Source organism: Tepidanaerobacter sp. GT38 (assembly GCF_021991635.1).
Taxonomy (GTDB): domain Bacteria; phylum Bacillota; class Thermosediminibacteria; order Thermosediminibacterales; family Tepidanaerobacteraceae; genus DTU063.
On the sequence record NZ_JAFFJA010000058.1, the window covers coordinates 14,193 to 38,198 of the forward strand.

At 34.2% G+C, this 24,006-nt stretch carries 24 protein-coding genes and 4 tRNA genes; 22 read left to right on the forward strand and 6 right to left on the reverse strand.

The annotated features are described in order from the left end of the window. The first annotated feature begins 36 nt into the window (after nucleotides 1-36). From JT739_RS08430 to JT739_RS08500, 15 genes are all read left to right on the forward strand, one after another. Entirely contained in the window at nucleotides 37-1,119 is a 1,083-nt protein-coding gene (locus JT739_RS08430) for a hypothetical protein (RefSeq protein ID WP_237660664.1), read from the forward strand. Nucleotides 1,120-1,129: 10 nt separating this feature from the next. Further along, nucleotides 1,130-1,831, forward strand: a complete 702-nt coding sequence (locus JT739_RS08435) for a pyrroline-5-carboxylate reductase (protein ID WP_304650977.1) — start codon at nucleotides 1,130-1,132, stop codon at nucleotides 1,829-1,831. A gap of 63 nt (nucleotides 1,832-1,894) precedes the next feature. After that, on the forward strand, nucleotides 1,895-2,662 hold the full coding sequence (locus JT739_RS08440) for a pseudouridine synthase (RefSeq protein WP_370642615.1): 768 nt from the start codon (nucleotides 1,895-1,897) through the stop codon (nucleotides 2,660-2,662). Beyond that, nucleotides 2,659-3,111, forward strand: a complete 453-nt coding sequence (locus JT739_RS08445; protein WP_237660667.1) for a GNAT family N-acetyltransferase — start codon at nucleotides 2,659-2,661, stop codon at nucleotides 3,109-3,111. The genes JT739_RS08440 and JT739_RS08445 overlap by 4 nt, the downstream gene beginning before the upstream one ends. A 92-nt stretch (nucleotides 3,112-3,203) precedes the next feature. Then, the gene (speE, locus tag JT739_RS08450) at nucleotides 3,204-4,028 is read left to right on the forward strand and encodes a polyamine aminopropyltransferase (RefSeq protein WP_255688585.1); all 825 of its coding nucleotides are present in this window, start codon (nucleotides 3,204-3,206) and stop codon (nucleotides 4,026-4,028) included. Nucleotides 4,029-4,038: 10 nt separating this feature from the next. Further along, complete coding sequence (speB, locus tag JT739_RS08455) at nucleotides 4,039-4,905, forward strand: agmatinase (RefSeq protein WP_237660669.1); 867 nt, start codon at nucleotides 4,039-4,041, stop codon at nucleotides 4,903-4,905. Nucleotides 4,906-4,917: 12 nt separating this feature from the next. Next, a complete protein-coding gene (locus JT739_RS08460; RefSeq protein WP_237660670.1) occupies nucleotides 4,918-6,168 on the forward strand; it encodes an ABC transporter ATP-binding protein in 1,251 nt (416 codons plus the stop codon). A gap of 17 nt (nucleotides 6,169-6,185) precedes the next feature. Then, entirely contained in the window at nucleotides 6,186-6,647 is a 462-nt protein-coding gene (locus JT739_RS08465; protein WP_237660671.1) for a hypothetical protein, read from the forward strand. A gap of 12 nt (nucleotides 6,648-6,659) precedes the next feature. Continuing rightward, complete coding sequence (locus JT739_RS08470) at nucleotides 6,660-7,886, forward strand: NAD(P)/FAD-dependent oxidoreductase (protein WP_237660672.1); 1,227 nt, start codon at nucleotides 6,660-6,662, stop codon at nucleotides 7,884-7,886. 21 nt (nucleotides 7,887-7,907) lie between these two features. Continuing rightward, nucleotides 7,908-8,567, forward strand: coding sequence for a (d)CMP kinase (gene cmk / locus JT739_RS08475; protein WP_237660673.1), 660 nt, complete (start codon nucleotides 7,908-7,910; stop codon nucleotides 8,565-8,567). Beyond that, on the forward strand, nucleotides 8,557-9,144 hold the full coding sequence (locus JT739_RS08480; RefSeq protein WP_237660675.1) for a 1-acyl-sn-glycerol-3-phosphate acyltransferase: 588 nt from the start codon (nucleotides 8,557-8,559) through the stop codon (nucleotides 9,142-9,144). The genes cmk and JT739_RS08480 overlap by 11 nt, the downstream gene beginning before the upstream one ends. 118 nt (nucleotides 9,145-9,262) lie before the next feature. After that, a complete protein-coding gene (locus tag JT739_RS08485) occupies nucleotides 9,263-11,269 on the forward strand; it encodes a bifunctional 4-hydroxy-3-methylbut-2-enyl diphosphate reductase/30S ribosomal protein S1 (protein WP_237660676.1) in 2,007 nt (668 codons plus the stop codon). A gap of 61 nt (nucleotides 11,270-11,330) precedes the next feature. Next, on the forward strand, nucleotides 11,331-12,374 hold the full coding sequence (gene fni, locus JT739_RS08490) for a type 2 isopentenyl-diphosphate Delta-isomerase (protein ID WP_237660677.1): 1,044 nt from the start codon (nucleotides 11,331-11,333) through the stop codon (nucleotides 12,372-12,374). A gap of 132 nt (nucleotides 12,375-12,506) precedes the next feature. Beyond that, entirely contained in the window at nucleotides 12,507-12,884 is a 378-nt protein-coding gene (speD, locus tag JT739_RS08495; protein ID WP_237660678.1) for an adenosylmethionine decarboxylase, read from the forward strand. Nucleotides 12,885-13,130: 246 nt separating this feature from the next. After that, the gene (locus JT739_RS08500) at nucleotides 13,131-13,904 is read left to right on the forward strand and encodes a protein-glutamate O-methyltransferase CheR (protein ID WP_237660679.1); all 774 of its coding nucleotides are present in this window, start codon (nucleotides 13,131-13,133) and stop codon (nucleotides 13,902-13,904) included. 138 nt (nucleotides 13,905-14,042) lie between these two features. On the opposite strand, the gene JT739_RS08505 is transcribed toward JT739_RS08500, so the two are convergent. After that, on the reverse strand, nucleotides 14,043-15,608 hold the full coding sequence (locus tag JT739_RS08505; RefSeq protein WP_237660680.1) for a methylenetetrahydrofolate reductase C-terminal domain-containing protein: 1,566 nt from the start codon (nucleotides 15,606-15,608) through the stop codon (nucleotides 14,043-14,045). A 525-nt stretch (nucleotides 15,609-16,133) separates the two neighbouring features. On the opposite strand from JT739_RS08505, the gene JT739_RS12950 reads away from it, so the two are divergent. After that, nucleotides 16,134-16,220, forward strand: coding sequence for a putative holin-like toxin (locus tag JT739_RS12950; protein ID WP_370642617.1), 87 nt, complete (start codon nucleotides 16,134-16,136; stop codon nucleotides 16,218-16,220). Between the two features lie 889 nt (nucleotides 16,221-17,109). Here JT739_RS12950 and JT739_RS08510 read toward each other — a convergent pair. The 4 genes from JT739_RS08510 to JT739_RS08525 all read right to left on the reverse strand — a co-directional run bounded on the left by JT739_RS08510 (nucleotide 17,110) and on the right by JT739_RS08525 (nucleotide 17,448). Next, a tRNA-Lys gene (locus tag JT739_RS08510) sits at nucleotides 17,110-17,185 on the reverse strand. A 9-nt stretch (nucleotides 17,186-17,194) separates the two neighbouring features. After that, nucleotides 17,195-17,280 (reverse strand) — tRNA-Tyr (locus JT739_RS08515). 10 nt (nucleotides 17,281-17,290) lie between these two features. Continuing rightward, nucleotides 17,291-17,366 (reverse strand) — tRNA-Thr (locus JT739_RS08520). Nucleotides 17,367-17,371: 5 nt separating this feature from the next. Next, nucleotides 17,372-17,448 (reverse strand) — tRNA-Ile (locus JT739_RS08525). Nucleotides 17,449-17,654: 206 nt separating this feature from the next. Between JT739_RS08525 and JT739_RS08530 the strand changes: the two genes are divergently transcribed. The 6 genes from JT739_RS08530 (at nucleotide 17,655) to JT739_RS08555 (ending at nucleotide 22,739) form a co-directional block, all read left to right on the forward strand. Beyond that, nucleotides 17,655-18,005: a hypothetical protein gene (locus tag JT739_RS08530; protein ID WP_237660681.1), complete on the forward strand. Its 351-nt coding sequence runs from the start codon at nucleotides 17,655-17,657 to the stop codon at nucleotides 18,003-18,005. A gap of 97 nt (nucleotides 18,006-18,102) precedes the next feature. Further along, nucleotides 18,103-19,266, forward strand: coding sequence for a tetratricopeptide repeat protein (locus JT739_RS08535; RefSeq protein WP_237660682.1), 1,164 nt, complete (start codon nucleotides 18,103-18,105; stop codon nucleotides 19,264-19,266). Nucleotides 19,267-19,277: 11 nt separating this feature from the next. Next, the gene (surE, locus tag JT739_RS08540) at nucleotides 19,278-20,039 is read left to right on the forward strand and encodes a 5'/3'-nucleotidase SurE (RefSeq protein ID WP_237660684.1); all 762 of its coding nucleotides are present in this window, start codon (nucleotides 19,278-19,280) and stop codon (nucleotides 20,037-20,039) included. A 24-nt stretch (nucleotides 20,040-20,063) separates the two neighbouring features. Further along, nucleotides 20,064-20,228 (forward strand): YpmA family protein, encoded by a 165-nt coding sequence (locus JT739_RS08545; protein WP_237660685.1) that lies wholly within the window; start codon nucleotides 20,064-20,066, stop codon nucleotides 20,226-20,228. Nucleotides 20,229-20,298: 70 nt separating this feature from the next. Beyond that, nucleotides 20,299-21,399 (forward strand): P-loop NTPase fold protein, encoded by a 1,101-nt coding sequence (locus JT739_RS08550; protein WP_237660686.1) that lies wholly within the window; start codon nucleotides 20,299-20,301, stop codon nucleotides 21,397-21,399. Between the two features lie 149 nt (nucleotides 21,400-21,548). Next, the gene (locus JT739_RS08555) at nucleotides 21,549-22,739 is read left to right on the forward strand and encodes a pyridoxal phosphate-dependent aminotransferase (RefSeq protein ID WP_237660687.1); all 1,191 of its coding nucleotides are present in this window, start codon (nucleotides 21,549-21,551) and stop codon (nucleotides 22,737-22,739) included. Between the two features lie 141 nt (nucleotides 22,740-22,880). Here JT739_RS08555 and JT739_RS08560 read toward each other — a convergent pair whose 3' ends face one another. Then, nucleotides 22,881-23,921 (reverse strand): sodium-dependent transporter, encoded by a 1,041-nt coding sequence (locus JT739_RS08560; protein WP_237660688.1) that lies wholly within the window; start codon nucleotides 23,919-23,921, stop codon nucleotides 22,881-22,883. Between the last annotated feature and the right edge of the window lie 85 nt (nucleotides 23,922-24,006).

Here is a 24,006-nt window from a genome sequence, read left to right on the forward strand (position 1 = left end):
TATAATATTTAATATTTGCCTGTAAAGGGGGGTATTATGAGCTTAACAATAGGCATAGCAGGAACTGCTAAAAATACGGGAAAAACTACTACCACCTCCGCCATTCTTGGTGAATTGTACAACAGGAATATTTCCATTGGTTTAACCAGCATAGGTTATGATGGTGAAGAAATAGATAATATTACCGGATTACCCAAACCTCGTCTATATGTAAAAGAAAATACCATTTTAGCCATAGCTAAAAAATGCCTGAAAGGCGGAAGTGCTGAATATGAAGTATTAGAAACAACTAATATCACAACTCCCCTAGGAAATATAAATATAGTGAGAGTTGTTAAAGAAGGCTTGGCAGTAGTAGCAGGACCTAATAAAGGCAGTCAATTAAAATACGTTAAAGATAAAATGATTAATGAGCTAGGTTGTAAAATAATACTTGTAGATGGTGCTTTGAATAGAATTGCACCAATGGTTGAAACAGATGGAATTATTATTGCTACCGGTGCTGCTCGTAATACAAATATAGATGTGTTAGTTGAAGAAACTAAAGCTTTATATGAATTACTAAATTTACCTAAAGTGCAGGAAGATAAGTTGCAGCACTTTCTCCACCTTGAAAAGATTGCACTCTTTCCTAAAAACACAGATGAAGGAATAAAATCATTGCGGTACGGTTCACTAATAGATAATTCAACGGTAAATGAAATATTAACTGATATTAATAATGTACAAATTATTTTTATTCCTTATTTAATATCTGAACTTGCCCTAAAACAACTCAATGATAATTTAAGGGGATTATGGTTAGATAAGACTTTAATAATTAAGGATCCCATAAAATTAATCACAGGAGGAGACTCACAAAATCTATTAAATGAAATAAAAAGGATAAAAGAGAATGGCGGAAATGTAGAAACCTTAAAAAACCTCCCTTTGTTGGCTATTACCGTTAATCCTTTTTATCCAAAGTATCGGTTTGATAAAAATAGTTATGAACCCGGCTACATTAATAGAGATGAATTACTAGAAAAAATGCAAAATGTCATGCATATACCAGTAATTGATATAAAACAGGAGGGTGCTGCAACTTTAGTAAACACTCTATTGATTAAGTTAAAATAAATTTAGGGGGCTGGATATGGAAACAGTTGCTATTATAGGCACTGGTCGTATGGGCAGTTTAATTGCCCGCAAGTTGCAATCTCAATATAATCTGATTTTGATAGATAAAGATTTAAGGAAATGTGGCTTGTTAGCGAAAGAAGTATCTGCTTTAGCAACATCAGATTATTCTCTCTTGTCAAATTCAGATTATATTATTACAGCATTACCCGCACAAGTCTTTTCAGAAGCTGTAGCAGAACTTAAAAATTATGTTGCTCAACATCAAATACTTATAAATATTTCTACAGATACAGAAAAGGTAGAATTTGAACCATTAAAGGGCTTGTGCAAATTAGCTTCCGCTAAAATTATAGGTCATGCTAACTATATGGTGGCTACCAATGAGCTGCCTCTTATATTAATCGATGGTGAAGATTTAGCCGTGCGCAGTAAAATAGCAAAGATTTTTTCTAAATTGGGCACGGTCTGTTTTGGTGATGAAAAGATTGTTAAGAAAGTAAACAATATAGCCAGCGAAGAGGGCATTAAAGCAGCTTTGAACATTAAAAAAAGGCTTGAGAAAGCAAATGTTCCCGCCGAATATATACCTTTTGCGATTAGAAATGTAGCCTGTGGCACTATGAGTGCGTATGCATTAGGCGAAGGTGGACCTTTTGTGCAAAAAATAATTCAAAAGCTAAGCGAGGAGGAAAAAACTGATTCAATTTAGAATCAGTTTTTTCTTAGGCGAATAATTTTTAAAAAGCTAAATAAAAGCAGGAAAAAGAAGTTAATGTGTATAATAATAGACATAAAAGGAGAGTTGCAATTGCAAATACGATTGCAAAAATATTTATCTCAAGCGGGAATTGCTTCACGCCGGGCAAGTGAAAATCTAATTTTACAAGGTCGAATTAAAGTAAATGGAGTCACTGTTAAAGAATTAGGCACTAAGGTTGAGCCTGAGTCAGATATTATTGAGGTTGACGGTAAGATTTGCAATATAAAGCGTGAATTTATTTATATACTTTTAAATAAGCCCAAAGGAGTGCTTACTAGCGTTAAGGATCCTTTTGGAAGACCTACTGTAATTGACCTATTAAAAGGGGTAAAAGAGAAAGTTTTTCCTGTTGGACGCTTGGATAAAGATACAGAGGGTCTCTTGTTGTTAACAAATGATGGTGAGCTTACATATAAAATTACTCACCCCAAATTTAAAGTTATTAAAACGTATATTGCTCATGTGCAAGGTGTTATTGATGAAAAAGATATAAAAGCTTTACAAAGTGGTATCATGCTTGAAGATGGTTTAACATCACCTGCTAGTGTAAGAATAATAAAGAAGTTAGGAAGCTCAACAATAATTGAGCTTAAGATTCATGAAGGCAGAAAGCGGCAGATTAGGCGAATGTGTGCAGCAATAGGACACCCCGTTATTGATTTAAAGAGAACGAAACTCGGAAAGCTTTCGTTAAATGGTTTAAAAGTAGGTCAATGGAGGTACTTAAATCAAGGCGAAATTAATTACATAAAGAAACTTAAAGGAGAGCGAAAAGATTGATTACAATAAGAAAGGCAACTTTCGAAGATAAATACAAAATACAGGAAGTAATAAATAATACTGATTTTGCTCAATTTTGCCCTGCTAATCTCACTGAACATACCTTGGTTGTAGAACTAGAAAACACAATAGTTGGTTGTGGAAACTTAGATATTATTGAAGATTTAGCTCTAATAAAATTTGTTTATATAATTCCAAAGTACAGAAATCAAGGTTTAGGTGACGGTTTAGTTAGAGCACTTATAAACTACGCTGACAGACGAAACGTAAAAAAGATATACATAATTTGCGATGACAAAAGTGAATATTTTAAGCGATTTGGCTTTAAATACGTCGCTGCAACCAAATGTGACAGAAAACTGTATGAAAGCCATAGTAGGAATATAAAGGATCAATTTATTATGGAACTTGATGTGGATGAATTCTTTAACAGTTGCCATTGTCATTAACTATGTAATTGCAAGCAATTATATATTTGAGAATTTAGTTTATATCTGATATAATTTTTCCCGAAAAATATGTTGAATTAGGGGTGAAACATTTGGAGCTCTGGTTTTCAGAATACCAAACAAAAAATGTAAAATTGTCCTTTAGAATTAAAGAGATTCTTTATGCGACACAAAGCGAGTATCAAAAGATTTCAGTATATGAAACAGAAGACTTCGGAAGGCTTTTGACTTTAGACGATTTAGTCATGCTTACTACAAAGGACGAATACATTTATCACGAAATGATTTCACATGTTCCCATGTTGACACATGGCAACGCATCTAAGGTTTTAGTCATAGGTGGCGGAGATGGGGGAACAGTAAGGGAGCTTTTGAAGCATCCTGTAAAAGAAGTACACTTGGTCGAGATCGATAAGGAAGTTGTAGAAACATCAAAAAAATATTTTCCATCAGTAAGTTGTGGTTTGACAGATCCTAGAGTTAAGATTTTTTATGAAGATGGGATAGAATTTGTAAAGAAAAATAAAGGTTATGACGTAATAATAATAGATTCAACAGACCCTATAGGACCAGCTGAAGGATTGTTTTCCACCCAGTTTTATAAAAACGTTTATAGTGCTTTAAATGAAGATGGAATTGTGGTTGCGCAAACTGAAACACCTATTTTATTGGGTGATTTAGTAAGAAAAATATATAAGGATATGTCATCCGTATTTGCCTATACTAATATGTATACTGCGGTTATTCCCACATATCCAGGAGCTCTCTGGACTTTTACTATGGGCTCAAAAACTATAAACCCTGTTACTAAGGAAATCAGTTCTATGCCAAATTTAGATACAAAGTACTATACTAGGGAACTTCACAAAAGTTATTTTATTTTACCACCTTTTGTCGGTAAACTAATTTCAGAATAGAGGAGAATAGATGTTGAGTATATTTGAACATTTACACAATCAAGATAGATTTTTGGAAGCAAAAGACGATTACAAGAATTCGAAGATCGTAATTATCGGAGTTCCTATGGATTTTACAGTAAGTTTCAGACCCGGTACTCGTTTTGGGCCTAAAAAAATAAGGGAAGTTTCCTATGGCCTAGAAAGTTATAGTGTGTATGCTGATGATTCTCTCGAAGAGAAAAAGTTTTTTGATGCTGGTGATGTGGACATACCCTTTGGAAATGTTGCAAAAAGCCTTGAACTTATAGAAGAAGTTACTGAGCACTGCTTAAATGACAATAAAATCCCTTTGTTTTTAGGAGGGGAACATCTCGTAAGCTATCCTATAGTAAAAAAAGTAGCTGAAAAATATCCTGAACTTACAGTTGTGCATTTTGACGCCCATGCTGATTTAAGGGACAGTTTTTTCGGAGAAAAACTATCACATGCCACTGTCTTGCGAAGAATTTCTGAACACGTTAAAGATAAACATATTTATCATTTCGGTATACGCTCTGGAGTAAAAGAAGAGTTTGTTTATGCAAATGAACACACTCATATGTTTCCAATCGAGGTCAAGGCACCTTTTTTAAGTGTATTCCAAGATTTGAAAGACAAACCTATATATATAACCCTTGATATTGATGTGATTGATCCGGCTTTTGCTCCAGGTACAGGAACTCCTGAACCAGGTGGTTGCAGTTCTCAAGAAATACTGGAAGTTGTAAGTTATTTTAAAGAATTAAACATTGTGGGATTTGACCTAGTAGAAGTGTCTCCTGCTAATGATTTATCTGAAAGAACTTCACTTTTAGCAGCTAAAATAGTGCGGGAATTTATAATAGGCTTGGGGTAAAAAGGTGGTAAAATGCCCGAAGAAATTTTAAAAGTTAAAAACCTTAGTTTTAAATATGACGATAAAAATATATTAAATGATATTAGTTTTACGTTAGATGTTGGAGATTTTGTAGGCATATTAGGTCCTAACGGTTGTGGCAAAACTACCTTGCTAAAAAATATTAATCGTTGGCTTAAACCACATAAGGGCAGTATTTATGTTGATGGCTCAAATGTTTTTAAACTTAGCGTAAAGGATTTAGCTAAACGTGTAGCTACGGTTCCGCAGGATACATCTTTAGAAGATATAAGCTTTACAGTAGAGCAAGTAGTAGCCATGGGTCGGAATCCTCACTTAAAAAGCTTTGAACACGAACATTCGAAAGATATGCTAATAATCGAAGATTGTATGAAAACTATGGACGTAATGCATCTTCGAGATAAGCCTATCAATCAGCTGAGCGGTGGAGAAAGACAAAGGGTACTAATTGCCAGAGCCCTAGCCCAACAACCAACTTTACTTTTATTAGATGAACCTACATCTCATCTAGATATTAATTACCAGTGGGAACTGCTTGAGCTACTAAAAAATTTATGTATCAAAAAATCATTGACTATATTGATTGTTCTCCATGACATTAATTTAGCATCTATGTTTTGCAATAAAGTGATTCTTTTAAAAGAACATAGGATATATAAAATGGGCTACTTACATGAAGTAATAAATGAACAAAATATAAAAGAAGTTTTCAATATGAATGTTCGTGTAGATTATTCCAACGACCAGAAGCGGCCAGTTATTATTTTTTTAAATTTAGCCAATGAAGATGCGCAATCTAGACCTTTTGAAAGACTCCATGTAATTTGTGGCGGTGGAGAAGGTGAAAGATTATTATATTATTTAAGTCAAAGAGGTTATAAAGTTTCTACTGGTGTTTTAAATAAAGGCGATACAGATTGGAAAGTGGCAAGGCTTTTGGGTTTTACCGTTGTGGAAGAAATACCATTTTCACCTATTACCGAGGAAAAAGCAATAGAAAATATTTCTTACATTAATGAGTCTGATGCAGTTATCCTGGCTAATATTCCCTTTGGTTTCGGAAATTTAAAAAATCTCGAATGTATTAATCAACTAGTTGCTCAAAAAATAATTTTTATTTTAGAAGAACAGGACATTGAAAATAGAGATTATACCAATGGTAAAGCTGCAAAAATATATAATCACATCAAGACGAGAGCTACAGTACTCAATTCAATGGAAGAGTTAAAAAAGATAATATAATGTTGGAGGGGCAACTTATGGTTAAGGTCAAACTTGGCGATGAGATAGTTCAAAGCAAAATAAGGTTTAAAGTGAGGTTCGATTATAGGGGGGAGTATAAACCCGGAAAGTTTTTGTTTGGCGGAAAGCCCGTAGAACAAGTTGCTCAAGAAACAAGAGAAGAACAATTAGCCTTGCTAAAAAATATACCCGTTCAGGGTATTTCCTTTATTGACTGTGATATTTCTCAAGAACCCTATGTGGTTTACGATGAGGCTTTAGGAGAAAAAGTAGCATATGCTCCTTGTGAGATTACTATGCATGCCGACTCAATCGAAGATATAATTCGTTTTGTCATGAGAGAAGAATTTAGGAAACTGGAAATTTTGGAACCACCGCAAATGTTTATAACAAATAAAGATTTAGAGAGAATATTATTTAGAATGAATGAAGAATTAAAAAATCAACTAATGCTCTTGTCAAGAAAAATAAAACGATAACGGGATGATCAAATGACTAAAGTTGCAATAATTGGCGGTGGCGCTGCAGGTCTTATGGCATCTTATCAGGCCGCTTCACGAGGTGCTGAAGTATATCTTTTCGAGAGAAATCCTAATCTAGGAAGAAAGATATTGATTTCTGGAAAAGGTCGGTGTAATTTAACAAACATAAAAAATTTGAAAGATTTTATTGCCAATTACCCCGGTAACGGCAAATTTCTTTTTAGCTCTCTTACAGCCTTTTCTAACACAGATTTAATAGCATTTTTTGAAGGACTCGGAGTAAAAACCAAAGTAGAGCGGGGCGGAAGAGTTTTTCCCCAGTCTGATAAATCGCTTGATGTGGTTAATGCTATGCAAAAAGCACTGAAAGATTTGGACGTCAATATCATGTTCAACAGTCGTGTAAGGCGTTTAGTTATAGAACAGGATCAAATAAAAGGTATATTGTTTGGCGATACATTAAAAGAATTTTATTGTGATAAAGTTGTTATTGCAACAGGAGGCCTTTCTTATCCATCTACCGGTTCTACGGGAGATGGATATGAACTTGCGCTACAAGCAGGTCATACCATTGTACCTCTTAAGCCATCACTGGTCCCTTTAATATGTCAAGAGGATTGGGTAAAGGATCTTCAGGGGCTTACTCTGAAAAATGTTGAGGCGACAGTGTATGTTAAGCAAAAAAAGATAGCTTCAGAATTTGGCGAAATGCTATTTACCCATTATGGCATATCAGGACCCATAATATTAACTTTAAGTCGACAGGTAGTGGACTATCTGGAATCTAACCCTGTGGTTTCAATAAATCTAAAACCGGCTTTAACAGAACAGGAGCTTGAACAGCGTTTGCTCAGGGATTTTAATTTATATAAAAATAAAATGTTTAAAAACTCACTAAATGATTTATTACCTAAAAAGATGATTCCGGTTTTTGTTAATTATACCGGAATTGATCCGGAAAAAAAGATCAATCAAATTACGCGCAATGAAAGAAAAAAGATACTGGATTCTTTAAGAAATTTTTGCGTAACTATAACAGGATGTAGAGAAAATGAAGCTATTGTAACTCGCGGTGGAGTTTCCATTAAAGAAATTAATCCTAAAACCATGGAATCCAAAAAAATTAAGGGATTGTATTTTGCAGGTGAAGTTATAGATATAGATGGAGTAACAGGAGGTTATAACCTGCAAGCAGCCTTTTCTACTGGCTTTGTTGCAGGATGTAACTGTGCTTAAAATAAATGAGGAGAGATTCTTTTGAATTTCAATATTGCTATTGATGGTCCTGCTGGTGCAGGTAAAAGCACCGTTGCTAAAATAGTTGCTGATACGTTAAACATGACCTATATTGATACAGGAGCCATGTATCGGGCTATTACCTTGTTGTCAATCCGGCATAACAAAAGTGACATTAATGACATTGTTGAACTTATCAAACAGATAGAAATTAAAATTGAAGGAAAAAGAGTTTATATAGATAACGAAGATGTGTCTGATGATATAAGAAGTATTGAAGTAACCAATGAAGTTTCAAGAATAGCTAAGATACCGGAAATTAGGCATGTAATGATACAACTTCAACGGGAAATGGCGAAAAACAAAGGTGTGGTTATGGATGGGCGAGATATCGGAACAATTGTTTTACCTGATGCGAAATACAAATTTTTTTTAACAGCAGACGTAAGGGAAAGGGCTATTCGAAGATATAGGGAAATGATAAGAAAAGGGCATGATGTTACTTTGGAGCAAGTGGAAAAAGATATAGAGTATAGAGATTTTCAGGATAAAAATCGCGATTATTCACCTTTAAAAGCTGCTGAAGATGCTGTAATTATTGACACTACCAACAAAACCATACAGCAAGTAGTTGAAGAAATAATAGATGTGATAAAAAGGGGGGAAGGTATTGTTTTATAGCTTTATCAGATTTATATGCAATATAGTGATACATGTATTATTCAAAATTAGAACTACCGGCATTAGTGATTTTCCGGAGCATGGTGCTGTAATTGTTTATTCAAACCATAAAAGCGTGTGGGACCCTGTAATTATAGGTTGTGTATTAAAAAGACCAATTTACTTTATGGCTAAAGAAGAGTTGTTTTCATATCCTATTTTTGGTACTATTCTTAAGAAGTTAAATGCTTTTCCGGTTAAAAGAGGTAAGCCTGATAGAAAAGCTATAAGAGAAGCTCTTCATGTTTTAGAGAATAGGCAAGTTTTAGGTATCTTTCCAGAAGGCACAAGAAGCAAAGATGGCAAATTGCTAGAACCTGAACCGGGCTTAGCCCTTATTTCAGCAAAAAGCAAAGATGTAATTTTGGTGCCTGTAGCAATAAACGGCAATTACAAATTATTTTCCAGGATTGATGTAAAGTTTGGAAAACCTATAAAATTTGATGAATATTATCAAAGTGAAACGTTGTCATCTCGAGAATTAAAAGAGATTAGTGTTGCTCTGTTTTCGGAAGTGGCCAATTTAATATCCTCTTAATTTTTTATAAAAAGCAGGAATTATTCATATCTTTATCGAATCAAAAGAAAGTTAGTCTTTTAAATTAAGAATTAATTGCTTTTATGCGTTAATAATAATTTGTAGGAAGTGAAATTGTTTGAAACTAATTATTGCCGATCACGCAGGATTTTGTTTTGGCGTAAATAAGGCCATGAAAACAGTTGAGAGTTTAATCGAAAAAAATGAGCAGGCCTATACACTAGGGCCAATAATTCACAATCCTCAAGAAGTTGAAAGACTAAAAAGTTTAGGAATTACAGCTGCAGACCTTTGTGATATAAAAAATGGGAACGTAATTATTAGGACTCATGGTGTTGGCCCAGATGTGATAAAACAATTAGAATCACGAGGATTAAACATCATCGATTGTACATGTCCCCTCGTAAAACGGGTTCAAAAATTAGCCGCTGATATTTCCAATAAAGGATATCTTACTGTTATAATAGGTGATCATAATCACCCTGAAGTTGAGGGTATTAAGAGTTGGTGTAATGGGGATGTAAAAGTAATAGAAAATGTAGAAGAAGCCAAAAATTTTTATACAAATAAAAGAGTTGGTGTAGTAATACAGACCACACAAACTGAAGAAAATGTAAATAACATTATGAATATATTACAATCAAAACTTGATATTGCTGTTTTTTACAACACAAGATGTAAAGCTACTTTGGATCGGCAAAATGCTGCTGCCGAAGTAGCGGCAAATGTAGATGTAATACTTGTGATTGGAGGCAAACACAGCTCCAATACTAAAAAATTAGTCAAAGTTTGTCAGAATGTAGGGGCGAAAGTTTACCATATAGAAACAGCCGCAGAAATACAAAGAGACTGGTTTAAATCTACTGATATAGTTGGTATAACTGCCGGAGCTTCTACACCTGACTGGATTATAAAGGAGGTTATTTCTAAGATGGATGAACTAAATAAAGACATGGACAAGCAAGAAGTAGCAAGAAACATGGAAGAAGGTGAAGTAATTTACGCAGATGCTTTCACTGATTTGAAAGAAGATACTATTGTAGAAGGGACTGTAGTAAAAATTGACAGCAATGAAGTTCTGGTAAACATCGGATACAAATCCGATGGTGTTATACCAATTAATGAACTTTCTAATATACCTTTTGAATCTCCTGAGGACATTGTTAAAGTAGGAGATAAGATACAAGTATATGTTGTAAATCTAGAAGATAAAGATGGCAATGTAATTTTATCAAAGAAAAAGGCAGATGCCATCAACGCATGGAATTTTGTGGAACAAGCATACCATAATCAAAGTGAAATTGAAGGGGTAGTAACTGAGGTTGTAAAAGGTGGTGTTTTAGCAAATATTAATGGAATTAAGGGATTTATTCCTGCTTCACACCTTGATATAAAATATGTTCCCGATTTGAACGTATTTGTGGGTCAGAAATTGAAATTGCAGGTAATAGAACTTGACAGAAAAAAGAACCGCATAGTATTATCCCGTAAAGTTGTCCTTGAAAAGGAAAGAGAAAGGTTAAAGGAAAAAACTTGGGCAACTATTGAAGAAGGCCAGATTATTAAGGGCGTTGTAAAAAGGCTTACAGATTTTGGTGCATTTGTAGATATTGGTGGTGTTGATGGACTTATACACATTTCTGATTTAGCATGGCATAAGATTAAACATCCTTCGGAAGTTCTAACTGAAGAACAAGAAGTAAAAGTACAGGTATTGAGTGTAGATAAACAGCGGGGACGCATATCCCTTGGTTTAAAACAAGCTTTGCCCAACCCTTGGGACGATGTGGATAAAAAGTATAAAATAGGTTCTATTATTGAAGGCAAAATTGTAAAGCTTGTAAGTTTTGGTGCATTTGTTGAGGTTGAACCAGGTGTAGAAGGCCTTGTCCATATTTCACAGATATCAAAAGACCATATATCAAATCCAGAAGAGGTTTTAAAGATAGGGGATATTGTAAAAGTAAAGATAATGGATATCAATGTGAAAGAAAAGAGAATGAGCCTTAGCATCAAAGAAGTTCAGGGTGAAGATGAGGATAAACAAGAATATGAAGTGCATAACGAAAATAGTGGAATAACTATTGGAGAGATGGTTGGAGACTTGTTCAAAAAAAATAATTAAGGAAATAATGTTTGGGGCGAATTCGCCCCAAATTTTGTTCCTACGGAGGTATATAAATTATATGAATGAAACCAGGAAATTGAGAAAAAATGAACATATAAAATACAGCTTGTTATTAGAAAAAAAGTTAAAAAGAAATGTATTTAAAGATATTACGATATTGCACAATTGTTTATCTGAAGTAAATTTAAATGAAATAGATCTTTCCACGAACTTACAAGGTATAAATCTCGCAAATCCAATAATTATAAATGCTATGACAGGTGGAACGCAGGAAGGTGAAAAAATAAATCGCCAGCTTGCTATGATTGCAAAAAAATTAAACTTAGCCATGGCTGTAGGATCACAAAAAATAGCACTTGAAAATCCGAACTCAATCAGAAGTTTCAAAATAGTAAGAGATATAAATCCGGATGGCATTATTTTTGCTAATCTAGGTGCAGATGCTACGGTAGAAGAAGCAAATAAGGCTGTTGAAATGATAGATGCGAATGCGCTTCAATTACATCTTAATGTTCCTCAAGAAATAGTGATGAGGGAAGGGCGAAGAAACTTCAAAGGTACAGTTGAAAACATATCTCATATTATAAAAAACATAAATGTTCCAGTGATAGTTAAAGAGGTTGGATTTGGAATAGCAAAAGAAGAGGCCATTACACTTGTTGAAAGAGGCGTAAAGATCATTGATGTGGGCGGAAATGGAGGTACAAACTTTATTGCTGTTGAGAATTTAAGAAGAAAATCGAGAGTATTTAAACATTTTGAGAAGTGGGGCATACCTACACCTGTAAGTTTAATAGAAGTTGTAAAAGCTGTTGGTGATACAGCTGATGTTATAGCCTCAGGTGGGTTAAAGAATGGCTTTGATGCTGCAAAATCATTAGCTCTAGGAGCAAATGCAGTTGCCTATGCAGGACATTTTTTGCAAATATTGTGCAATAGAGGGCCTTCCGGCCTTGAAAAACATATATTACAAATAGAAAAAGAAATAAGATATATCATGGCAATGGCAGGAGCAAGAAAGATTTCAGAACTTAAAAAGCGTCCCGTAATTATTGAAGGAAAAACATACCACTGGCTTAAAAACCGAGGAATATTTATTTAACATACGATAAACTCAGTTCTCATGTGTTAAGTAAGGATTTTTAGTTTTTCTATTGACAAACCACAATAATCTGCTACAATTTAATTTGATTGAAAAAAATAATATCAAAAGTAAGGGGGTATTGATGGACAAATGAAAAACTTAGGCCGCCATATATTGGCTGAAGTTTACGATTGTGATCCAAATATCTTAAATGACAGAGATTTAATCGAAGAAATCTTAGTCAAAGCAGCTTTAGAAGCAGGAGCTGAAGTTAGAGAGGTTGCGTTTCACAAGTTTAGTCCTCAAGGAGTAAGTGGTGTAGTAGTTATATCTGAATCGCACCTCGCCATCCATACCTGGCCTGAACTGGGATATGCCGCTGTTGACGTTTTCACCTGCGGCGACAGGGTTAACCCATGGGATGCCTGTAATTATATTTCAGATGGGCTTCGCTCAAAACACATGGACGCAACGGAAGTCAAAAGAGGTCTGTTTGATGAGCAGCCCGTAAAGGTGATAAACTTTTAAAGGTAGGAGATATTTTGAGTAGTACAAAGTACTATAATTTTGATTATGTCTAGCAGAAAAAATGCGTGAACAAAAGTCGCGCATTTTTCTGCTTTATGGTATAAAAACCTGAAATGTGGTTATATTATATTAGTGAAGACCCCCTTTACATTTAGCCCCCATGATACATTAAAATATTAATGTATCATGGATTTTTTTGTCCACTTTAGCTATAATTATATTTAATATAATTTAGGGGGTTATATATTGAATTATAATGAGTTTACCATAGAAATCAAGAAGATATGTAATATAGATTTATCGAGTTATAAGGAAAAACAAATGAAGCGGCGGATAGAGTCGCTTATGAAGCGGAACGGCCACGATAGCTATAACACGTATATTGAGCTTTTAAAAAATAGCAAACAGCATTTAAACGAGTTTTTAAACTATATTACAATAAATGTCTCGGAATTCTTTAGGAATCCTGCTCAATGGCTGGTATTAGAACAAGAAATCATACCTGAACTGTTAAAAAACAAAAGCAAATTAAAAATATGGAGTTCTGCATGTTCAACAGGGGAAGAGCCTTACTCCTTAGCCATGCTTTTACATAAAATGATGATTACAAACAAGATTGAGATAATAGCCAGTGATATAGATAAAGATGCTGTTGAAAAAGCAAAGCAGGGGATTTATACTGCAAAGGCAATCGCTAATGTTCCAGGAGAAATGGTAAGGGCTTATTTTATTAAGGAAAAAGATGATTATATTATAAAGGATCAAATAAAAAAAATGGTAGATTTTAGAATCCTAAATTTACTGGAAGATAAATTTCCAAATGATTGTGATCTAATATTATGCAGAAACGTAATGATATATTTTACTGAAGATACGAAGGAAAAATTGTACAAGAAGTTTTACAATGCTCTGTCAAATGGGGGCATATTTTTTGTGGGAAGCACCGAACAAATATTAATGCCCCATAAATATGGATTTATAAATCGCAAAAGCTTTTTTTATCAAAGAATTATTGATTGAGAACATGTAAGCTATAGGTGTGATTTCCTATAATATGGAAAATAAAATTTCCCGGGACATAGCAAAATTCGATAAACATATAACATTTTTATATATTATTTACCTATAGCTTACATATAACGTCAAAATCAGCGTATTTTACGGCTTTTTAGAATCAACTCTTTCAATTCCGTACTTCTTGGCATTATGATCCCTTCCTAAATAGAGGTTTAGCCAAGAAGAGGTTTGATTTAATTCAACGTTCCATGGTGGTATTACCTCATGATCTAAGTAGTGTTCTTTACCACGTGATTTAAGTCTTGAATAAGCCCTTACATAAACACATTTTTTCCTGCCGGGATAAACTTCACACCAACCATCATAGCTTCCACCACAGGCACCATTTCTAATATTTTTGGGACATTGTGACATTGGGCATAGATAGGCTAAGTCTGGCAACGCACAGTCTCCACAATTCTTGCAATCATAAAGTATGGTCTTAGATAAATGTTCTACAAAATGAAAAGGCCTTTCCAACGGTGTTCCATCTACCATCTTGGCAATGGCTTTCATCGGTTTCCAAAAAGGAGTGCCGGGTTCAAGCATGAGCTCGTGAACAAAATTTGATAAAGGGTAAACGAATTCTACTTTGGCGTCGAGAGGTCTTCCCTTACGATTGGTAATTTTGTCAGAGTTTAGGCCAGTTTTTTCATCTTTTTCAAAATAGTAAAAGCCGTTAGGCATAGGATAATCAAAATCAGAAATTAAACTTTGCCAATCTTTACTCAATTCTTCACCTTTATCAATTATATATTCTATGTCTTCATATTTTGTACCATGGCCACCGATATGAACCCCTGCATAACCCATACCTTTCATTATCGCATACATTTTTGCCGCTCTGAGAAGCCTTGCTTCTTTTCCTTTGTCAGGAGCTTTACTTTCTTCCTCAAGCTCTGCTAGCAATTTATCAGTAACGACACAGCCCGGAATCTTATTTTGATTCATTAATTTTGCTGTTCCATAAGTGAGTACATAAATATTTCCTATTAAGGGGATATCCCAATTGTTGAGTTTAACAAATTGAATTAATTCGTGAATTTTTCTTGCATCAAAGCCAATTTGACTTACAATAAATTTAGCTCCAGAAGTAATTTTCATTTTTAACTTGTAGTACTGACACATTAATTCTGCTTCTGTCTTTTTAAACGGCGAGCAAACGGCTCCAGCAAAAAAGTCGCTAGGTTTGTGTTTGACAGTTCCCTTAGGCACCTTATATTCCAAACCTTCATTCATGGCAGATATCATCGTTAAAACATGCATTGGTTCAAGATCAAAAACGGGTCTTGCTTTGCCGAAGAAGCCCGAATATATATAGTCACCAGTCATAACTAGTAAATTTCTAACTCCAACCCTATCTAAAGCATAGAGTAAGCTTTCAATTTGATTACTGTTTTTATCCTTGCAGGTAAAATGAACTAATGGCTCAATCCCCATTTTTACTATTTCAGCAGCTAGTATTTCAGGTGAAATCGCTGGGTTTCCGCCTGGATTATCGGTTAGTGTCAATGCGTGAATTTTTCCGCCTTTTGAGGCTTTCTCAGCGTTTAATATTACATCGGTTTGAGCCTTTTCGTGAGCTCCTCTTCCGGGAACAAGTTCCCATGTAACTGACATGATATTTTTATCCAGGAGAGATTCCTTAAATTTATTTAATTTCTCCATATTTTCACTACCTTTCTAAAAGTTTACTGTATATTAAGATAAAAATCGAAGGTTGTTAATATTTGCAAAAATTAAAATGCAAATAGTCGAATTCAATCGTAAAGATAAAAATAACTACAGTAAAGAACTGCAGTTGATAAACTTTCTTAATTGATCTTGTCAACAATTATACCATTAATTAAAGAATAAATCAATGTCTGCAAGATGGAAAATATGCTAAAATCTTAAATGCCTAAAAAGCAAATTAATTTTAGAATTTTTTAACGTAACTTAGCTAATATTTTATTACTACACAGTAGGCTATTATATGGTGACTCTGGACTATAACCTGTTATCACAGGTTGAACATATGTTAGATGAAGTAAATTACTGTGATCAGTTTGGGTTTAGCAGATGAGCCACAACAGAAAGTGACCCACATTTAGTTCCATTATTTGTGAAATTGTGATAAAATAAATACAAGGTAATCGGAAGAGCAGGGTGTGGTTGCCGCCCCATTTCCTAAATGGAAGGGGGGTGGTGGCTATGATAAATACATATGAGGCATTGTCGCTTATGATAATGTTTTCTATGTTAATCATAGCTGTCCTGGAATTTAGGACAAAAAAATAATCACCCTGCTTTGGCCGACGTAGGGTGATTATTTAAAATTGCTCTACCTGCGGCAACCGCATACTTGCGGTTCCGATTACCTTTATCTATATTATAGCATAAATTTTAAAATTGTAAACAAAAACCGGCAAATTGATATGATACTTCCAAGTAGATCTAATATTAATTAGATTGACTATGAAAAAGAAAAAACTTATGAAATATAAGTTAGCTCATCTGATAGAAAAAATTGTGTGAAAGAAACTTTAAATAATACTTTATTTTAATTAAAACCAGGCTATTTTTAATATTTCGGGTTTAAATCCTAATGTTATGCTATAATTAGGTCTAGCTTATGGTATTGGCAAACCAGTGATTATTGTCAAAGATAATGAAACGAAAGTAATTACTGATTTAGGAGGTATTGAATATATCGAATATGAACATGCTCATGATTTAATAACAAAATTATATAAAGCTTTGAGAGATCTATAAAAATATGAAAAAATAATGGTCGCACCGTAGTTGGAGAGGAACGTTTGTTAAGAGAAAAACACCTCCAAAGAAGCACTATAAAGCTTCTTTGGAGGTATATTTTTTCAAAAAAAAAGAAAGGAGTGGAAAATCATGAGCATAATGCTTGCAGTGCTCGTACTAATTTGGCAAGCAGTCATTTGCAAGACGATTGCTAGAGCTTAATGAGCATCCAAAAGTTACCTAGAACTATTAGGCCATGAAGATATTTGGCCCAGACTCAATATTTATAGCTATGTTGCTACTGAAATAAAAAGAAGAGCGACTGATAAACTAGATACGCTCTTTAAAAAAAACAGTTCTCTTTAAAAAAGAACAACTGCGGTAAACTCAAAAGATTTAATATAAAAAAAGGCTTCAAAGCCAGTGTTTTCAATGGTGGGCCATCAGGGACTCGAACCCGGGACACCCTGATTAAGAGTCAGGTGCTCTACCAACTGAGCTAATGGCCCATATTTAAATGGTGGAGAGGGGTGGATTCGAACCACCGAAGGCATTGCCAGCAGATTTACAGTCTGCCCCCTTTGGCCAGCTCGGGAACCTCTCCTAGTTTTTTTTGGAGCCGACGATGGGATTCGAACCCGCGACCTGCTGATTACAAATCAGCTGCTCTACCAGCTGAGCTACGTCGGCAATAATGGTGGGCCCACTAGGACTCGAACCTAGGACCGGCCGGTTATGAGCCGGCTGCTCTAACCGACTGAGCTATGGGCCCGAACGCAATTATTAGTATACATGAAATTTATTTTTTCGTCAAGGCCCATATAGAAATTTTTTTTGATTCGATTTCAACAATGTAGGATTGTCTTATAAGTTAATTTTGGCTGTTAATATTTTATAAAGTCATGATGTACTTTGCACTTTATTCAAAAGCCTTACATAATTTAAGAACAGAAGCTTTTATAAGGGAGGCTAAATTAGGTGAATAAGAGCTGCCGGTATTTGGTAAAATTTAAAAGTTATAAAGCTTTAGATTCTGTTGCAAACATATATAAATGTGTCCTTGCAGATGCTCTTTTGACCATCAATGACTTAAAGCAGAATTGGGCTTGTAACGGTTGTATAGTCCCACAGATTATGAACGATAAACCCTGTAAGTATTTAGTGCCACACAAACTTTTTTCCATTCGCGGTTCAAGTTATACTTGGTTTTCCTGCAAATTATTAAATATTGTAATGAAGTTGCCGGCGGATTTTTGTCATTCAAATTGTGTGCTATTTGAACAAAATCGATCCATTATGGAAAATAACGAAGGAGAAAGAAAGGCTTGACCTTTCTTTTTTAACGGTACGCAAATTTCCTAAAATAGGAAGGAAAAAAAGGGAAAAAATAGAATTATATGTTAGATAAAGAATGGGGGGAATCATTATGACTAAACGAGAAGTTTATGGCATCTTAAGTAAACTTCATAAACTTAATGTAAATTATATTTGGACAAGTATTTTGTTTTGGGCAGGGAAATACAAAAGGGCTTTAGATTACATCAATAAGGCATTTAATGAAAACAGCAACATAGATATTTTATGCTGGAAAGGAATATTATATTATTTTTTAAAAGATTATAATGATGCTATTTATTATTTGGAAAAGGCAGAGAGACTTGATCCAAAAAACTTCGAAATAAAATACTTATTGGCTGAAATTTTTTTTGACACAGCCCAAATAAAAAAAGCCGAAGTTCGTTATAGAGTTCTAGTAGGAAATGAGGAATATAAAACTTTGGGATTATATGGTATAGGCAGTTGTTTATTAAAGGCAAATCGACATTTAGAAGCATTGGGATTTTTTAAAAAAGCTTTATCTTATGCGGAACTAGAATTTACACCCAAAATACTAAATAAAAAAGGCTTGTGTTTAATGGGACTTAATAATATTGAAGAAGCCCGAATGTGTTTTGAAGAGTGTATAAAAATTGCGCCAAATGATTATTCAGCTCAGCTAAATCTGGCATTGGCTTTGGGTAAATTAAAAAAGTATAAAGAGGCTGCTGTGATATATAAAAATATTTTAAATAAAACACCACATAATATTATAGCGATAAATAACTATGCATCTTGTTTGGCCGCCTGTAATGAATACGATGAGGCTTTAAAGTACTGCAATATAGGCTTAGCAATAGATCCAAGCAATCCTGATTTGTTAATTAACAAAGGATATTGTCTTTACAAGCTTGGTCACTATAATAATTCCTTAGAATGTTTAAATGAAGCTGAAAAAATTGTAAAAGATGATATAATATTAACTAATAATAAAGCTTTATGCTTAATGGCTCTCGAAAAATTTGATGATGCTTTAAAACTCTTTGACATATTACTAAAAAATAGTTATTCAGATGACTTGTTATTAAATAAGGCTTATTGTTTAGTAAAAAAAGGCATGTACAGTGAAGCGCTTACCTGTCTTTATGGAATTAAAAATGAGAAGCTAAAGAACCATCTTTATTTTACACTAAAGGGAATCTGTTTTGAGAACCTTGGCGATCATGATGCAGCAGTGGAAAGTTATAACAAATCTTTAATTATTGCTGGATAGGAGTGTAGTATTTGAATATTCTAATAACAAATGATGATGGAATTAATTCTGCAGGTTTAATTACATTAGCCCAAGCAATATCGGCGATTGCCAATGTAACTATTGTTGCTCCTGACAGGGAGCGAAGCGCAACAGCCCATGCAATAACAATGCATAAACCTTTGAGAGTAGAAAAGACCGATATTCCCGGTTGTAAGGCTTTAGGTTACAAAGTAAACGGGACTCCCTCTGATTGTGTTAAACTTGCATTGGAAGCTTTATTGAAAGATGCACCTGACTTCGTGCTCTCTGGGATTAATCGTGGAGCAAATCTAGGAACCGATGTAATATATTCCGGAACTGTTTCAGCAGCAATTGAGGCAGCTCTTTTAGGTGTTCCCGCTATTGCTTTATCAGTTACAAGTCACGGGAATATTGAGTTTGACTATGCTGCAAATTTTGCAAAAAATTTATGCCAACAAATATCTAAACAAAGTTTTCCTAAAGATACGTTGTTAAATGTTAATATACCATATATTGAACCAGACAAAATAGCAGGTATTGCTGTAACCCATTTAGGTTCTATAAGGTATAAAAATAGTTTTGAGAAGCGCACAGACCCACGGGGAAAGGTGTATTATTGGCTGGCTGGTGAAGCAATTAAAGATGACAATGATAATGGTTCTGATGTTTGGGCCATAAAAAATAATTATATTTCTATTACACCAATACTTCTTGATTTGACAAAGTATGATATTATAGATACTATAAAAGAATGGAATTTAAAACTATAAAGTAAAATTAGGAAGGTAATAAAAATGAAATCAGATAAACTTGAACTAATAGCAAAAAAAGAAATTGCCTATCATGATGAACTTTATAAACTAATTGATTTTCTAAATAAAAATTTAAAAAACAAACGCGTTATATTAGGCATTTCAAAAAATGAGGATAAAGCTATAATTTCGATTTACGAGATCTAAAGTTGCACCAATGCTGTTTCCTCCACGTATATTAATAATGATATATCAATTTTACTGGAGGGAACGCATTATGAAAAAAGGAAATATAGTAAGGTATTTTCCAGGAAACAACACTCCTGATGGATATTATTCTTTTTTTGATTATATTATACCTTGGAAAAAGTCTCAGCGAATAATCATAATTAAAGGCGGGCCGGGTGTAGGCAAATCAACAATGATCAGAAAAATAACAAAAGAATTAGTTGAGCGCGGTTTAGATATAGAACTGCTCCACTGTACTGCCGACAGCAATTCATTAGACGGTTTGATAGTCAAGGATTTTAATATTGCCGTAATTGACGGTACAGCGCCCCATATGATTGATCCTAAATGCCCTGGCTGTGTTGATGAAATAGTAAATTTTGGAGAATATTGGAATGAATCAGGCCTTAGAGACCAAAAAGATCGTATTTTTTATTTACAAGCAAAGGTAAAGCATTTATACACGAGAGTATATAACTATTTAAAGGCATCGAAAAATATTTTTAATAACATTGAAAAAACATATGCCAGTTTTGCGAATCGCCAGTTAATTGAGGCAAAAGCAGAAGAAATAATAGAAGATGTTTTTGCAGGAGTAAAAAGAAGAGATAAAATTGCTCTTCAAAGGCGTATGTTTGCTAGCGGAATAACTCCGGAAGGGTCAATAAACTTTTTAGATGAACTGTTTAGTAATGTAAGTAAACGCTTTATTTTAACTGGAAATCCAGGTACAGGTAAGTCTTTTGTTTTGGGAAGAATTGTAGATACGGCGGCTAGTAAAGGCTTAGATATGGATGTATTCTATTGTCCAATGAATACCCAAAAAATTGAGCATATTATTATAAAGGAACTAGGTATTGGATTTGTTACTTCAGTAAAGCCTCATATGCTATCATATATAAGGGAAAATGATGAATTGATTGATATGAATTCGGTTCTGGAGAATCCTAGGCTAAAACATGCAGAAGAAGATATTAATCAAGACAATTTACTTGCGTGGAGTTTATTTGATAAAGCTGTCAAAACTTTGTCAGATGTAAAGAAAACTCGTGATGAACTTGAGAAAATCTACTCATCAAATATGAACTTTCAAGTTACAGATAAAGTTGGTGAACAGATACTAGCTAAGATACTGTCATATATAAGCTAAAATATTTAAGCTGCACTACAAAACTAAAGTTTTTGGGGGTTGCCCCTTTTTTTATTTTTATGAAGGAAATTTGTTTTTTTTGAAGAATATTTTTTTGTAAAAGAATGTGAGGGAAAATATAGTAATGTTTAGATACAGGAGGTATAAAAATGATTATTTCCCAAAAAGCACAACTTATCAGTCCATCTCCAACCTTAGCAGTAGATGCAAAAGCCAAGCAAATGAAAAGTGAAGGCCATGATATAATAGGGTTTGGAGCTGGGGAACCTGACTTTGATACACCTGATCACATTAAATCGGCGGCCATAGCAGCAATAAATCAAGGCTTAACCAAATATACGCCAGTCGGAGGAACAAAAGAACTTAAAAATGCTATTTCAGACTATTTTAAAAAACAACTCGGAATTTCATACGCACAAGATGAGATAATTGTTTCTACTGGAGCTAAGCAATGCCTGTTTAATGCATTATATTGTCTTATAGATGAAGGTGACAAGGTTTTAATTCCGAGTCCTTATTGGGTCAGTTACACAGAAATGGTAAAGCTTTGTGGTGGAATCCCGGTTCTTGTGCCAACAATTGAAGATGGTTTCGTGTTAAAAGCTGATACTTTAAAAAATTATATAGATAAAAAGACTAAAGTATTAATGATAAATAGTCCTAACAACCCTTGCGGCAGCGTATACTCAAAACAGGATTTAGAGCAAATAGCAAAATTGTGTATAGAAAACAATATTTTTGTTATCTCAGATGAGATTTATTCCGAATTAATTTATGATGATGTGGAATATGCAAGCATAGCTTCATTTGAGAACATGCTTGAACGGACCTTGATTATAAATGGAGTTTCCAAAACCTTTGCTATGACTGGCTGGAGGATTGGATTTGCTGCAGGGCCAAAGCAACTGATAAAAGCTATGGAAAACGTGCAGGGTCATACTACATCTAATCCCAATTCTATTGCTCAAAGTGCCAGTGTAGCAGCTCTGACTCAAAAAGACAATGGAGTTTTAAGCGCAATGGTTAATGAATTTTCAAAACGCCGAAAATATATGGTAGAGAGAATAAATAGTATGAAATACCTTTCCTGTCGTTTGCCATTAGGTGCATTTTATGTATTTGTAGACATATCAGAAACCTTCGGCAAACAGTGTAATGGTAAAACAATCAATAATTCTACGGATTTCGCACAAATTCTACTTGAAAACTTCAAAGTTGCAGTAGTGCCGGGTATAGCCTTTGGTGCCGATGATTTTATAAGGCTATCATATGCTACTTCAATGGAGAATATTGAAAAAGGATTAGATCGAATTGAACAGTATGTTTTGAGTTTGAAATAATAATGAAAAGGTAAAAAAAACAGCACCCAACAAAGGTGCTGTTTTTTAATCTTAAAATATTTTTAATCCTGCTAGGAATACAATAAAAACTAAAGCGGGAGCAATAAACTTTAGCATGACATTTGCCCAAAAATTACCTAATCAAAATTTGAGCAATCCCTCATTAGTTACTTCATTTATCATATAGGCAATAAGTGGCTCTAACAGCGAAATAGCAGAAGTCAAAGCAGCAAGGAACAATAAGAAGAAAAACGCTCCTCCGAAAAGCTGCCCCATAGGCATTTCACTAAACACTGCCGGAAGAGTAACAAAAGTTAAACCTGGACCTGAAGAGGGTTCAAAACCATATGAAAAAACTGCGGGGAAGATAATGATTCCGGCTAAAACAGCAATAAGAGTATCCATTAATGGTACTATCAAAGACACATTAGGTATATTTTCATTTTTTCCTAAGTAGCTACCATACGTTAGTATGGAGCCCATTCCTAAACTCAAAGAGAAAAACACCTGACCGAGGGCTGCCAACGCAGCTTCAGCGGTAATTTTGGAAAAGTCCGGCACAAGATAAAATTTAATTCCTTCAGCTGCGCCTGGAAGCATTAAAGAACGAATAGCTAAACTTATTACGATTATCAGTAAGGCAGGCATCATTATATTTGAATATTTCTCAATACCATCTTTTACACCGTTATAACAAATCAAAATAGTTAAAGCCATAAATAAAGCATGAAATAACAAAGGTAAAATAGGATTAGATATAAAACTGTTAAAAAGTTGACCGGTTAAAGCAGGATCAGTCATGTTAAATCCAATGAGTGCACGAAAAACATAGTAGATTACCCAGCCGCCAACTACACTATAAAAAGATAAAATCATAAATCCTGCTATAAGACCCAAACTTCCTACCCAGCCATAAGATTTGTTGACTTTTTTGAAGGCGCCTACATTGGACCTCTGTGCATAACGCCCTAGCGCAACTTCGCCCATGAACATTGTGATACCTACAACAACGATAATAAATAAATAAATCGCTAAAAAAGCAGCACCTCCATAGGCTCCTGCAAGCCACGGGAAACGCCAAATATTACCCAGGCCGATGGCGGAACCAGCAGCGGCAAATATAAACCCGACTCTACTTGCAAAACCATCTCGTGCTTTTAGAGCTTCCTGTTTTTGACTCAAAGTAACCCATCCTCCTTTTGAATAATTTTTATTACCATTATATCAAATTCAAGTTAATGTGAAATGATAGTGTAAAATTTTATTA